This window comes from Mesorhizobium sp. W016, assembly GCF_054719485.1.
Map to the genome: position 1 here is coordinate 311,727 of NZ_JBTTIF010000002.1, position 13,564 is coordinate 325,290.

Annotated in this window: 12 protein-coding genes and 1 riboswitch; of the genes, 6 read left to right on the forward strand and 6 right to left on the reverse strand. The window is 64.6% G+C overall.

The annotated features are described in order from the left end of the window. Positions 1–19 precede the first annotated feature (19 nt). From ACYG9V_RS01880 to thiB, 4 genes are all read right to left on the reverse strand, one after another. Entirely contained in the window at positions 20–1,426 is a 1,407-nt protein-coding gene (locus tag ACYG9V_RS01880; RefSeq protein WP_245260137.1) for a M48 family metalloprotease, read from the reverse strand. A gap of 330 nt (positions 1,427–1,756) precedes the next feature. Continuing rightward, positions 1,757–2,521 (reverse strand): thiamine ABC transporter ATP-binding protein, encoded by a 765-nt coding sequence (gene thiQ, locus ACYG9V_RS01885; protein ID WP_023707251.1) that lies wholly within the window; start codon positions 2,519–2,521, stop codon positions 1,757–1,759. Continuing rightward, entirely contained in the window at positions 2,518–4,125 is a 1,608-nt protein-coding gene (gene thiP, locus ACYG9V_RS01890; RefSeq protein ID WP_352765326.1) for a thiamine/thiamine pyrophosphate ABC transporter permease, read from the reverse strand. The genes thiQ and thiP overlap by 4 nt, the downstream gene beginning before the upstream one ends. Positions 4,126–4,374: 249 nt before the next feature. Beyond that, positions 4,375–5,382 (reverse strand): thiamine ABC transporter substrate binding subunit, encoded by a 1,008-nt coding sequence (thiB, locus tag ACYG9V_RS01895; RefSeq protein ID WP_352765328.1) that lies wholly within the window; start codon positions 5,380–5,382, stop codon positions 4,375–4,377. 43 nt (positions 5,383–5,425) lie between these two features. Beyond that, positions 5,426–5,540: riboswitch (TPP riboswitch) on the reverse strand. A 162-nt stretch (positions 5,541–5,702) separates the two neighbouring features. Here thiB and ACYG9V_RS01900 point away from each other — a divergent pair. The 4 genes from ACYG9V_RS01900 to ACYG9V_RS01915 are packed head-to-tail and all read left to right on the forward strand — an operon-like array spanning position 5,703 to position 8,780. Further along, positions 5,703–6,362 carry a thiamine diphosphokinase gene (locus tag ACYG9V_RS01900; RefSeq protein ID WP_023702808.1) on the forward strand — a complete coding sequence of 220 codons (660 nt, stop codon included), beginning with the start codon at positions 5,703–5,705 and terminating at the stop codon, positions 6,360–6,362. 1 nt (position 6,363) lies between these two features. Continuing rightward, positions 6,364–8,184, forward strand: a complete 1,821-nt coding sequence (locus ACYG9V_RS01905; protein WP_352765329.1) for an ABC-F family ATP-binding cassette domain-containing protein — start codon at positions 6,364–6,366, stop codon at positions 8,182–8,184. A 54-nt stretch (positions 8,185–8,238) separates the two neighbouring features. Continuing rightward, positions 8,239–8,481 (forward strand): type II toxin-antitoxin system CcdA family antitoxin, encoded by a 243-nt coding sequence (locus ACYG9V_RS01910; RefSeq protein WP_023709715.1) that lies wholly within the window; start codon positions 8,239–8,241, stop codon positions 8,479–8,481. Further along, entirely contained in the window at positions 8,481–8,780 is a 300-nt protein-coding gene (locus tag ACYG9V_RS01915; RefSeq protein ID WP_023825044.1) for a CcdB family protein, read from the forward strand. Before ACYG9V_RS01910 ends, ACYG9V_RS01915 begins: the two co-directional genes overlap by 1 nt. A gap of 26 nt (positions 8,781–8,806) precedes the next feature. Here ACYG9V_RS01915 and ACYG9V_RS01920 read toward each other — a convergent pair whose 3' ends face one another. Together ACYG9V_RS01920 and ACYG9V_RS01925 are read right to left on the reverse strand one after the other, a co-directional pair. Next, a complete protein-coding gene (locus tag ACYG9V_RS01920) occupies positions 8,807–10,465 on the reverse strand; it encodes a hypothetical protein (protein WP_286439597.1) in 1,659 nt (552 codons plus the stop codon). 75 nt (positions 10,466–10,540) lie between these two features. Beyond that, positions 10,541–11,839, reverse strand: a complete 1,299-nt coding sequence (locus ACYG9V_RS01925; RefSeq protein ID WP_023684197.1) for an adenylosuccinate synthase — start codon at positions 11,837–11,839, stop codon at positions 10,541–10,543. A gap of 208 nt (positions 11,840–12,047) precedes the next feature. On the opposite strand from ACYG9V_RS01925, the gene ACYG9V_RS01930 reads away from it, so the two are divergent. Next, the gene (locus tag ACYG9V_RS01930; protein ID WP_352765332.1) at positions 12,048–12,953 is read left to right on the forward strand and encodes a DMT family transporter; all 906 of its coding nucleotides are present in this window, start codon (positions 12,048–12,050) and stop codon (positions 12,951–12,953) included. Positions 12,954–13,058: 105 nt separating this feature from the next. Beyond that, the gene (locus ACYG9V_RS01935; RefSeq protein ID WP_023711969.1) at positions 13,059–13,523 is read left to right on the forward strand and encodes a DUF2231 domain-containing protein; all 465 of its coding nucleotides are present in this window, start codon (positions 13,059–13,061) and stop codon (positions 13,521–13,523) included. The last annotated feature ends 41 nt before the right edge of the window (positions 13,524–13,564 follow it).

Sequence of the window (13,564 nt, forward strand, 5' to 3'; positions counted from 1 at the left end):
TTTCTGACGAAGACCGGCGCTATCTGTCCGTGACGATCTTGACCTTGTCGCCGGCCGAAACCGAGGCGCCCGGCGACATCGCGTTGAGCACGCGGAACAGATCGAGCTTGCGGTCGACGCCGACCATCTGCGCCGAAAGTGTGCCCATCGTCTGCCCGGCCTGTACCGTGACGACGCGGATATGCAGCGGCTTCAGTGCCGCCTTCTCGGCGGGGCTGAGCACGCGGAACGAACCGCTGACCGAGCGTGCCACCGGATCGAGTGTCGTGCTGGCCGAGGGGGCCGCTGTCAAAAGCCGGTAGACCTGACCGCCGGCGCGGATCACCGCAATGTCGAACTGCCAGCCATCGGCGCCGGCGTGCGCGGTCGCCGCCTGGTTGCCGTCGATCGTCTCCTGGCGCACACTGGTCTCGTCGAGACCGGCCACCCAGCCGCTTCTGATGTAGTCGGTCAGCGCACGATCCTTGTCGATCGACACACCGTCGAAGCGGATCGCCATGTCGCCGGGACCGGTCGCCGTCACCGCCGCCGCCGAATTGTCGATGATGAAGCCGTCGGGCACCGTGAACGAAACGCCGAGGCCCGGATGCAGGAAGGTCTGGCCGCGCACATAGCCCTCTTCCGGCGTGTCGCCATAGAGCAGGCCGTCTATCCCGGCCAGGAAGGAATCGCGGTCGCGGGTGCCGATGCCCGGCGCGCCGAACTGGCGGGCGTGGCGCTGCGCCAGATCAATTCGCTGCGGCGTGTTGGGGTGCGTGGCCAGGAAGTCGAGGCTGGCGTCGGTGGCGCCGCTGATCGAGCGGAAATCGGTGTAGGCCGACATCGACTGCAGGAAACGCCCGGCGGCATAGGGATCGTAACCCGCCTCGCCGATCGACTTGATGCCGATGGCGTCTGCCTCCAGCTCCTGGTTGCGCGAGAACTGCGCCAGCCTCAGCTTGCCGCGGATCAATGCCTGCTTGGCGGTCGGGCTGTCGCCCAGCACATCGGAGACCACCTTGGTCGCCAGGCCTTCCTCGGCCTCGAGCTGCTGTCGCTGCAGACCGTGATTGGCGGTGACGTGGCCCATCTCATGCGCGATGACGGCGGCGAGTTCGGCCGAATCATTGGCCAGCGCCAGCAGGCCGCGGGTGACGTAGAGATAGCCACCCGGCAGCGCGAAAGCGTTGACGTTGGGCGAATTGAGGATGGTGATGCGATAGGTCTGGGTCGGATTGGCCGACACCACGGTCAGGCTGCCGACAACCTTGGCCACCATGCGCTCGAGCTTGGGATCGGAATATTCGCCGCCATAGGTGGCAAGGATGCGCGGATGCTGTGCCTTCGCCAGTTCGGCAAGCTTGCTGTTGGCGGCGACATTGTCGACCGTGATCGGCTTGTCGGAAGGCTGGAAGCCGGATTCCTGCACTTCGGGAGGCGTGAACATCTGGCAGCTGGCCAGCGCCACGGCAAGGCCGGCCAGCGCGAGGAAGCGCACCAGCGGTCTGCGTTTCAAAGTGTCAGTGCCGGTCGGCAGCACGGCGTTCCTTCAGCTCTCGGCGCATGATTTGGAACCGGGGTCCGCGCCAGCGAAAAATCGGTTTCGTTGGCAATCCTGCACACATCAAAAAACCTACAGCGTTTACGCATCCGGCCGGGTGCGGCGCTGTAGGGGCAAATCACGGCTCGTGCCGGACCAGTACTAAGCGGACCTAGCCACATCGACTGGACCATGGCAAGCAAGCGCCACATCACCTGTAGCCGGTTTGGTCGTAAATTATGTCCGCTTCCGGGCAATATCGCGTGATCCGCCCGAACTTGCGCCGATATAGCGCCGAAACGCTTCAGGGCCAGTGCCGTCGAAAAAATCGCCGGCAGGTCCCGTCGCGGCAACCCTGCCATTGTCCAGAAAAACCATCTGCTCGCCGATACGGCGAGCGTCTTCCGGCTGATGCGTGACGAACAGCACCGTCATCGCCCGCTCGGCATGAACGCCGGCCACCAGGTCGAGCATGTCGTCGCGCAGTGCTGGCCCGAGCGAAGCGAACGGCTCGTCGAGCAGCAGCACTGGCCGGTCGCGCACCAGAACGCGGGCGAGCGCCACGCGCTGCCTTTCGCCGCCGGAGAGTTCGCGCGGCAGGCGCATTTCCTTGCCGGCCAGGCCGACGCGGTCAAGCGCCTCGGCGATTGCGGCGCGATCGGCGTCGGTCAGGTTGAGCGATGGCGAGCGGCCGAGCCCGACATTCTTCTCCACCGAGAGATGAGCAAACAGATTGTTTTCCTGGAATACCATCGACACCGGCCGCGCCGAAGGCGGCTCGGCGCCGACATCGGCGGCGCCGATCAGCACACGACCGGACTCCGGCGTCTCGAAACCAGCCACCAGATTGAGCAAGGTCGATTTGCCCGAACCGCTTGCCCCCATGATGGCGGTGATCTTAGATGTATCGAATTCGACATCGAACAGGAATGGCGTTTCGCCATAGCTGAACGAGACCTTGTCCAGCCGGACAGTCGTGCCTTTCTCCACAGCGGACGTCACGATCTCTCTCCCCGTCCCAGCCAGTCTGCCGCGACCACCAATGCAAGGCAGACCGCCCCGAGCAGCAAAGCCAGCCCGGCAGCATCGGCCGTGCGATAGCTGCCCATGCGCGCCAGCAGGAGATAGGGCAAGGTCTGCACCGAATCGCTGCCGAACAGCGCGATGACGCCGAGATCGCCGAGCGACAGTGCCATGGCGAAGGCAAAGCCGGTGGCCAGCGGCCGCCGGAGCGATGGCCAGTCGACCAGAAGCAGCCGGTTCCAGCCCGCAATGCCGAGCTGCGCGCACAGCTTTTCATGGCGCTCGCTCGCCGCATCATAGGCCGGGCGCATCGCGCGGATGGCAAAGGGCATCGCCATCACCGCATTGACGGTGACGACCATGACCGGCGCGATGGCAAAGACATCGCTGACCGTGCGCAGCAGGAGAAACCAGCCGGCGCCGATGACGATGGGCGGCACGACGAGGACGAAGCCGGCGCCGGTGTCGGTGGCATGTTCGAGCAATGAACGGGCACTGGACCGGCGGCGCAGCGACAGTGCCCGCCGCGCCATGATCAGCGACAGTGCCAGCGCCACCGAAAGTAGCGCCGCCGAGAAGGCGAGACCGGCGCTGGTCAGCGTCGCCTGACGCACGGCACTCTCGCCCGCCAGCCGGCCGAGATCGGCGCCGAGGCCGGAGGCAACGGTGGCCGCCATCGGTCCGGCGACGAACAGCAAGGCGAGCACGATCAGGACGGCGTTGAACGCTGTTTCTGCTTTGCCGGCCAAGTGATAGCGGCGCGGCGCGACAGGCAAATTGGCGTCGCCGGTCACATTGGCGCCGAGCCGCGTCAGCGCCAGCATGACGGCGAAAGTCAGCGCGATCTGTAGCACCGTCAGCGTCACCGCTCGCGCCGGATCGAAGTCGAAACGCAGCGCCTGATAGATGGCGACTTCCAGCGTCGTCGCCGCCGGCCCGCCGCCGAGGATCAGGACGATGGTGAAGGAGGTGATGCAAAGCATGAAGACAAGCCCGGCGACGCCCGGCAGCGCGGCGCGCAGCACCGGCCACTCGATCAGCCGGAAGGCTGGCCTCGCTCCCATGCCGAGCTGGCTCGCCAGCCGCCATTGATCGGCCGGCACCGTTCCCAGCGCTTCGAGGAACAGCCGGGTGGCCAGCGGCAGGTTGAAGAAGACGTGGGCGACGAGGATGCCCGACAGCCCATAGATGTCGGGCCAGCTCTGGCCACCGATCGCGGCGAAATAACCGGCGCGGCCATAGAGCGCCAGTATGCCCAGCGCTGCGACAATCGCCGGCAAGGCAAGGGGCACAGTGAACAGCTGCAGGATGAAGCCGCGTCCGAAGAAGCGCGGATGCCGCGACAGCGCCCGGGCGACGAAGAGCGCCGGTACGGCGGAAAGCAGAGTCGAGAGCGCAGCCTGCCAGAGCGTGAAGCGGACAACGCGCAGGAGATAGAGGTCAAAGGCGGACGCGGCGCCGGAAAGGTCGTGCGCGCCTTCGCGGATAAGGCCGGCGAAGGCGCCACCGATCAGTAGCGCGATTGCCGCAAGCGCGACAATGCCGGCCGTGATGCGGGGGTCAGAGGGATAGTGCGCACGCATTTCGCGCTATCCAACCCTACGGCGCACGTTCGCTGCTGACGCAAATATTTCACGGAAGTCGAGTTCCCGCCCACCCCTCTCTGGCCTGCCGGCCATCTCCCCCGCAAGGGGGGAGATTAGCAGCTTCGCTCCCCGCCCCATCCTCGCAGCGTTGGAGGTTGGCGAAAGCTTCCGAGCGCTTGATCTCCCCCCTTGCGGGGGAGATGGCCGGCAGGCCAGAGGGGGGTGTTCAAGCGCCATCCTGAATTCCTACTTGCTCATCACCGCCAGCCATTCATCCACCCAGGCCTTGCGATTTGCCGCGACCTCTTCCGGGCTGAACAGCAAGGTCTTCGCCGGCTTGACCAGCCTATCAAAAGCCGGATTGAGCGGCTTGTCGGTTTTCCCAGCCGGGAACATCCAGTTGGTCTCCGGAATGACATCCTGGAATTTCGGCCCGGTCATGAAGGCCAGAAACTTTGCCGCCAGCGGGTTCTTCGCGCCCGTGGTGGTGATGCCGGCGACCTCGACCTGCAAATACTCGCCTTCTTCGAACGACGCCGCCTGGAAGCGCCCGGTGTTCTCGGCCACCATGTGGTAGGCCGGCGATGTCGTATAGGACAGCACCATCGGCGCCTCGCCCTTGGTGAACAGGCCATAGGCCTCGCTCCAGCCGGGCGCCGCCGTCAGCACTTTGCCCTTGAGTTTGGCCCAGGCTTCCGGCGCCTTGTCGCCATAGACCGACTTAACCCACAGCAGCAGGCCGAGGCCCGGCGTCGACGTCCTCGGATCCTGGATGACGATCTTGTCGGCGGCATCGCCCTCGACCAGTTCCTTCAGGCTCTTCGGTGGGTTCTTCAGCTTCTCGGTGTCGTAGACGACGGCGAAATAACCATAATCATAGGGCACGAAAGTGTCGTCGCTCCAGCCGCCCGGCACGTTGTTTTCAGCCACCGCGCCATGTCGGACAAACAGGCCGGAAGCCTTGGCTTCCGCGGTGAGGTTGGTGTCGAGGCCAAGCACGATATCTGCTTTGGTCGAGGCTCCTTCCAGCTTGACGCGGTTGAGAAGTGCGACGCCGTCGGCCGCCGAGACGAAGTCGACGCTGCAGCCGCACTCGGCTTCGAATTCCTTCTTCACCTGGGGGCCCGGACCCCAGTCGGCAGTGAAACTCTCATAGGTATAGATCGTGAGTTTTTCCTGCGCTGACGCAGGGCTTGCCAGTAGCGAAACAGCAAGCCCCAGCGCTGGGACAAGACGGGACAAAAACATGCGCATCGGCGCCTCCTTCATTCGTGTTGAAAGGAATTGAGGCGTCGGGCTGTCCGAAGCGTCTAATCCCTCCGCCGGTACAAACCGGATCAGGTTCAGCGGGTTGGCGAGACTGCCTCTCAGCCGGTCCGCGAAGATCGCGTCCGGCACCCCGTTAGAGCGTTTCGACACATAGGCCCGGCCAAGGTGCCACGCAAGTGGAAGTTTGCCCGAGCATGATCCCGGAAAGTGGAATCCGTTTCCGGAAAAAGATCATGCTCCAACAAAGAGTGACGGTGCCGCTCGGCCTTCCGTTTCGTCGGCGGGGCTGGTAAGGGCCAGCGGATATGAGCACATTCACCATCCTGCTTGGCGGCGATCTCGTCCGCACGCCGCGGCTCGACCGGCAGGTCGCGGGCACGCGCGTCATCGCCGCCGACGCCGGCATCGATCATGCCCGCCTGCTCGGCCTGATGCCGGAGCTGTGGGTCGGCGATTTCGATTCCGTGCCGGCGGACCTGCCTGCCGATCTCGCCGCCGTGCCGCGGGAGGTGTTTCCTCCCGAAAAGGACAAGACCGATGGCGAACTGGCGATCGCGGCGGCATTGGAACGCGGCGCCACCAGCCTGGTGCTGGCCGGCGCTTTCGGCGGCAAGCGCGCCGACCACGCCTTCCTCCATCTGGCGCTCAGCCTGCGGCTGGCAGAGACAGGCACAAAAGTGCTGTTGACCAGCGGAGCGCAGGAAGGCGCCCCTCTGCTGCCTGGCAAGGCCGGCTTCGACTATGCCGACGGAACGCTGTTTTCGGTGCTCGGCTTTTCCGATCTTTCGGGCCTCACCGTGTCCGGCGCGAAGTGGCCGCTCGACCATGTCGAGGTCGTGTTCGGCTCGTCGCTGACCATCTCGAACGAGGTCAAGTCCAACACGACCGGGGGCGGCCTCGAAATCGCGCTCGGCCATGGCCGCGCGCTGCTGCTCGCCCACCCCTACCCCTTGCCTGAAAGCTGACATGGCCCCGCCCCTTCTCAACCTCGACGGCATAAGACTGACCTTTGGCGGCACGCCGCTGCTCGACGGCGCCGAACTGACGGCGTCCGCCGGTGACAAGATCGCGCTCGTCGGCCGCAACGGCTCCGGCAAGTCGACGCTCCTGAAGATTGCCGCCGGTCTGATCGAGCCGCAAGACGGCGAGGTCTTCCGCCAGCCTTCGGCAACGGTGCGCTATCTCCCGCAAATGCCCGACATGGACGGCTTTGCCAATGTGCGTGCCTATGTCGAGGCTGGGCTTGGGCCTGCCGACGATCCCTACCGCGCCACATATCTGATGGAGCATCTCGGCCTCGCCGGCACGGAGAACCCCAACGATCTCTCCGGTGGCGAGGCGCGCCGCGCAGCACTTGCCCGCGTCATGGCGCCCGAACCCGATATTCTGCTGCTTGATGAGCCGACGAACCATCTCGATTTGTCGGTCATCGAATGGCTGGAAGAGGAGCTCGTCCGGACGTCTTCGGCGCTGATCGTCATCTCGCACGACCGTCGCTTCCTCGAACGCGTCTCGCGCGCCACTGTCTGGCTCGACCGTGGCCAGACCCGCCGCCTCGACAAGGGCTTTGGCCATTTCGAGGAATGGCGCGACCTTGTGCTGGAAGAGGAAGAGCGCGAACAGCACAAGCTCGGCCGCCAGATCGTGCGCGAGGAGCATTGGCTGCGCTATGGCGTGACGGCTCGCCGTAAACGCAACATGCGCCGCCTGGGCGAACTGCAGACCATGCGCCAGCGTTTTCGCGGCCATCGCGGCGCCGAGGGCTCGGCCACCATGGTGGCCAGCGACGCCGCCGAATCCGGCAAGCTGGTGATCGAGGCCAAGAACATCGAAAAGAGCTTTGGCGACCTCACCGTGGTCAAAAGCTTCTCGACCCGCATCCAGCGCGGCGATCGCGTCGGCCTTGTCGGGCCGAACGGGGCCGGCAAGACGACGCTGTTGAAGATGCTTACCGGCGAGATGAAGCCCGACGCCGGCTCGGTGCGGCTCGGCACCAATCTGGAAATCGCCACGCTCGACCAGAAGCGCGAGGCGGTCGATCCGGCCGAGACCCTGGCGCAGTATCTCACGGACGGGCGCGGCGAAAACCTCGTCATCAATGGCGAGCAGCGCCATGTCGTGTCCTACATGAAGGATTTCCTGTTCAAGCCGGAACAGGCGCGCACCCCGGTGCGCGAGCTGTCCGGCGGCGAACGGGCGCGGCTGCTCCTGGCGCGTGTTCTGGCGCGGCCGGCCAACCTTCTGGTGCTCGACGAGCCGACCAACGATCTCGACATGGAGACGCTGGAACTGTTGCAGGAACTTGTCGCCGGCTTTGCCGGCACGGTCATCCTGGTCAGCCACGACCGCGACTTCCTCGACCGCACCGTCACCAGCATCATCGCCCCGGACGGAGGCGGCCGCTGGATCGAATATGCCGGTGGCTATTCCGACATGCTGGCGCAGCGCGGCGGCACCCGGCTCGACGACCGCAAGGCGCGCGCCAAGGCCGAAGCCAGCGATGCGCCGGCGCCGGGCAAGAGCGAGCCGGCAGCGCCGAAAGGGCCGTCGAAGAAACTGTCGTTCAAGCAGAAATTCGCCCTGGAATCCTTGCCCAAGAAGATCGAGGCGGTAATGGCCTCGATCTCGCGGTTGGAAAACAACATTGCCGATCCCGCCTATTACGAACGCGACCCGGCCTCGTTCCAAAAGACCATCGCCGCCCTCGACAAGGAACGCGCCACGCTGGCCGCACTCGAGGAAGAGTGGCTGGAGCTGGAAATGCTGCGTGAGGAGATGGAGGGGTAGCATTGCTTGCGGTCTTTATGCGCGTATATTGTGCGCATGAAAGGAGGCATCTCCGTGCTTCAATCGACGCCAAAAACTCAGCGGGCCTCTGTCAACACGTCCATTGACTCTCAGTTGATCAAGGACGCCAAAGCGTTGGGCATCAACATCTCCCGCGCTGCCGAAGCAGGGATCGCGAAAGCGATTGCGGCGGAGAAAACGCGTCGATGGCAAGAAGAAAACAGGGAAGCCATCGAAAGCTCCAACGAATATGTCCGAAAGAACGGACTGCCATTGGCTAAACACCGGCCGTTCTGATGGCGCGTTACGATTTCTATCGGAGTACCGAGAGCGACGGTTATCTTCTCGACGTGCAGTCAGATATGCTTGAAGGGCTGAGCACGACGGTGGTCGTTCCTTTGATGCCGCCCGAGATTGCCCCGCTTCCTGGCCGCCGCCTGAACCCGACCTTCGCTATAAACGGCAAAGATCTTGTGATGGTCAAACAGTTTGTGTCGGCCTTCAGCGCGTCCGAATTGCGGATGCCAGAGGGAAACCTTTCTAGACATCACGACGACATCGTCGCCGCCCTCGACATGCTGTTCCAGGGCTTCTGAGCGAAGGCAGCCGCTACTGCCGCCCGTCAACCTGCCGTCTTGGCCTGCCAGGCCTTCAGCGCCTCGTCGAACACCTTCTCGCCCGGAATGCCCTTTTCCATGGTCAGCAGCGCCCGGCGTCCGGTCTTGTAGACCACCGGCACGTCGATCCAGTCCTGGCCTCGAAGCAAGGTCATATTGGCGTCCTCGTCGGCCTTGGTGTCGTTGAGCGCCACCAGGAAGAAGCCGTCGGCGATCTTGGCCGGAATGCCGATCAGCGGGCTGCCGGCATCCTGTTCCGAACTCTTCATGGCGACGCGCAGGATGTTGTCGACGCCACCGCCGTCAAAGCCCTCGGGCGTCAGGAAGATCATCTCGATGATGTGGCTGGCCGGCAGCGTCTGGTCGGTATTGCGGCGGATGGTCATGCGCAGCTGGATGTCCTTGCCGGGAATGGTCGCCTCGGCGCGGATCGCCGGCTCGGGCGGCAGGTCGCCGCCGGGCGATTCCTGCACCAGCGACCAGACGATGCTGCCGGGTTCGGCCGAACCTTGCGCGGTCGAGGTGCGTTCCTCGTAGAAGATCGCCTTCTGGCCGACCGCAACGGTCGGCGCGGGAGCGGCGGCCGCCGGCGCAGCGGGCGGCGTGCCGGCCGCGGGCGGCGTGGCGGCGGCATCAGCCGGTGCTGCCCCGTTGGCCGGCGGAGCGACGCCATCGGCGCGCGGCGTTGCCGGTGGCGTGGCGGAAGCGTCGGGCGCCGGCGTGGCGGGCGCGCCCGTGGCTGCGGCGTCGCCGGCCGGCGGGGTCGCAGGCGCTGGAGCCGCAGGTGGCGCTGGAGCCGGGGGTGGCGGTGTGGTCAGCGCGGCGACGGACTCGCCCTCGCCGATGCCGCTTTGACCGGCCGCGGGACCGGGATCGGTCTCACCGCCTTCGGGCGACAGGCGCTGGGTGAACTTCGTTCCCTCGCCGGCAGGAGCCGGTGCGGGTGCATCGGCCGCGGGCTTGGCCGGCGCCGGCTTTACCAGCGGTTCGGTCGAGACCGTCTTGGTGTCGCCGCCGAGGCCCAGCATCGAGCCAAAGGCATCCTTGTTAAGCCAGATGCCATAGCCACCGCCGGCCACCACCAAAAGCGCGACGACAGCCGCGATCAACCCGCCATAGCTGCGCCTGCGCTCGGCGGGGCGCAGGCGTTGGAACGTGTCCGCCGCCGGCTGCTCGTCATTGGCAAAGACATCGGCGCTATCGTCGTCGGCGTCCAGCTCCGCGGCTTGCTTGTCGATGGTTTCTGCACGCGCCACAGGCGGAGGCGGTGTCGGAGCGGGCCTCTGCCAGCTCGGCTCTGTCCTGGTGGTCGGCGCCGGCTGCACGGGTTTCGCCGGCTGCCAGGCCGGCGCAGGCGTGGCGGAAGGCTTTACATGACTGGACTGGTTCTTGTTGCGGTCTATGGAGGAGAAGATGTGCTCCAGCTCCGCCAGCGGATCGGATGCCGGCAGTGCCCTGGCATAGTCGCGCTCGACGCTCGAGATGGCATCTTCCAGGGATCGCTTCTGCGTGCTTATGGCTTCGGCGGCCAGCGGCGGCGAATACTCCGCAAGCTTCTTCGCCAGCATGGTACGAACGCTTTCATAGATCCGCGTACGCTTTTCGGGCGTTTCGTCGCCGTGCTTGTCGAGCGCCTTTTTCAGAATAGCAACGAAATCTGCCATGCTTCAGTCGACCTGTATTTGTTTCCGCGCCGGCCCCCGCAAATCGGCCGCGATGCCCGGAAAGGCTTCAGAAAACTAGTCTTGAAACGGATCGGTCACAAGTATCGTGTCGTCCCGTTCCGGGCTGGTGGAAAGGAGCGCGACGGGTGCGCCGATCAGCTCCTCGATGTAACGGACGTATTTGACGGCCTGCGCCGGAAGGTCGTTCCAGCTGCGCGCGCCGGCGGTGGTGCCTTTCCAGCCTTCGAGCGTCTCGTAGACCGGCTCGACACGCGCCTGCGCGCCCTGGCTGGCCGGCAGATAGTCGATCGTTTCGCCGTCGAGACGGTAGCCGGTGCAGACCTTGATCTCATCCAGCCCGTCGAGCACGTCGAGCTTGGTCAACGCGATGCCCTTGATGCCGTTGACGGCGACGGCCTGGCGCACCAGCACGGCGTCGAACCAGCCGCAACGGCGTTTGCGCCCGGTGACGACGCCGAATTCGTGGCCACGCGTACCGAGAAATTCGCCGATCTCGTTCTTCTGCTCGGTCGGGAACGGGCCTTCGCCGACACGCGTCGTATAGGCCTTGGTGATGCCCAGGACATAGCCGATGGCGCCGGGGCCCACCCCCGAGCCGGCGGCTGCCTGGCCGGCAACGGTGTTGGACGAGGTGACGAACGGATATGTGCCGTGGTCGATGTCGAGCAGCGTGCCTTGCGCGCCCTCGAACAGGATGCGTTCGCCGGCGCGGCGCTTGTCGTCGAGGATTTTCCAGACGCGGTCCATATAGGGCAGGATCTCATCGGCGACTGAGGTCAGCTCGGTCATGATCGCCTCATGCGTGACTTCGCCATGGCCAAGCCCGCGACGCAGCGCATTGTGATGCGTCAGCAGCCTGTCGACCTTGAGGGGCAGCGTTTCCAAATCCGCCAGATCCATCACCCGAACCGCGCGCCGGCCCACCTTGTCCTCATAGGCGGGGCCGATGCCACGACGCGTCGTGCCAATTTTCGTCCCGGAATTGGAGGCGGCGTCCTCGCGGAATCCGTCCAGCTCCCGGTGCAGCGACAGGATAAGCGCGGTGTTTTCGGCTATTTTCAGGCGGTCCGGCGTGACCTCGACGCCTTGCGCCTTGAGTTTTGCCACTTCCGCGACAAAGGCGTGCGGGTCGAAGACGACGCCATTGCCGATGATCGACAGCTTGCCTTGCCGCACCACGCCCGACGGCAGCAGCGACAGTTTGTAGACCTTGCCGTCGACGACCAGCGTATGGCCGGCATTGTGGCCGCCCTGGAAGCGCACGACCACGTCGGCGCGCTCCGACAACCAGTCGACGATCTTGCCCTTGCCTTCGTCGCCCCATTGCGAGCCGACGACCACCACATTGGCCATGTTTCTTTTCCCTTGAGATGCCGCCCTGGCGGCCTGGATATGGTTCGAAACGACAGGCCTCTATAGCGTCAAGACCTCGCAAGCGCGACCTTTCTTTGCCGTCGAAAATGCCCTGAGGCACAACAATTTTCGGCTTTGACATCATTTACTTGCGTCGGCGGGGGCAATAGGCCGGCAAACACAACTTCCCAGGCGGCCGGAATCCCGCATGCATCGACGCGCCTACCTGTTCCTGCTGCTGACCACCTTGCTGTGGGGCGGCAATTCCGTCGCCGGCAAGCTGGCGGTCGGTCACGTCTCGCCGATGACGCTGGTCTTCCTGCGCTGGGTGCTGGCCGTCGCGATCCTGCTGCCGATCGGCTGGCGCACGATCAGGGAGGACTGGCCGGTGGTGCGCAAACACTGGTTCGTCCTGGCTGCACTTGGCGCCAGCGGCTTCACTCTGTTCAACACCATTTTCTACACCGCGCTCAACTACACGACGGCGATCAATGTCTCGATCGAACAGGCGGCGATGCCGGTCTTGATCATCATTGCCAATTTCTTCTTCTTCCGCCTGCGCGTGAGCTGGGCGCAGATTGCGGGCGTGGTGCTGACCATCTTCGGTGTCATCTTGACTGCCTGCCACGGCGATCCGCGCCGGCTGCTCACATTGGAACTCAATTTCGGCGACGCCATCATGCTGGTCGCGGTCGTCCTCTACAGCGGTTATTCGGTCGGGCTGCGGCTGAAGCCGGTGATGCGCTGGCAGAGCCTGATGTTGTCCCTGGCGATCGCTGCCCTCGTCACCTCGCTGCCGTTCTTCCTGTGGGAGGTCGCCGCCGGCAAGGTTATCGTCCCCGATATCAGCGGCTGGGTGGTCATCGTCTATACCGCGATCGGCGCTTCGGTCATTTCGCAGATCACTTACATCAGGGGCAACGAACTGATCGGCGCCAACCGTGCCGGGCTGTTCATCAATCTGGTGCCGATCTTCGGCACGCTGCTGTCAGTGCTGATCGTCGGCGAGACATTCCAGCTCTACCAGGCGCTGGCGCTCGTCCTGGTGCTGGGCGGCATTTCGCTCGCCGAATACAGCGGGCGCAAGATGGCGGCACCGAACCGCCGCGGATAACATTTGGCTGCTGCCGCGCTGCGCCGCCGTCGCGATAACTGCTGCCGCGCGCCGACCTGGAACATTTTACCTCTGGCGGAGTTTGCTTGCGTGGGAGGCAACAAGATGAGCCATAACCCTCGCAGCACGGCAAGCATTGCCGGTCACCCCATTCATCCAATGCTGATTCCGTTTCCGATCGCCTTCTTTGTCGGCACCTTCGTTTGCGATCTGATTTTCTGGCAGACAGCCGATCCCGGGTGGGTCACCGGATCGCTTTGGCTTCTCGGCGCCGGCCTGATCATGGGCGCCTTGGCCGCTCTTACCGGCCTGACGGATGTCCTCGGCGATGTTCAGATCCGCAATCTCACGACGGCATGGCTCCATGCCGGCGGCAACGTTCTCGTCGTGCTGATCGAGCTTTACAACTGGTACTCGCGTTATGTCGCTGGAGCGGCGGCCGTGATTCCGACCGGCTTTATCTTGTCGCTGATCGTGGTTCTGGTCCTGCTGTTTACAGGCTGGAAGGGCTGGGAATTGGTCTATCGGCATCGCGTGGGCGTCTCCGACGGCTCAGACGAATTGACCTGAACCGGCCTGTGCGGCGGCCGCCCCAATGATGGGGGAGGACC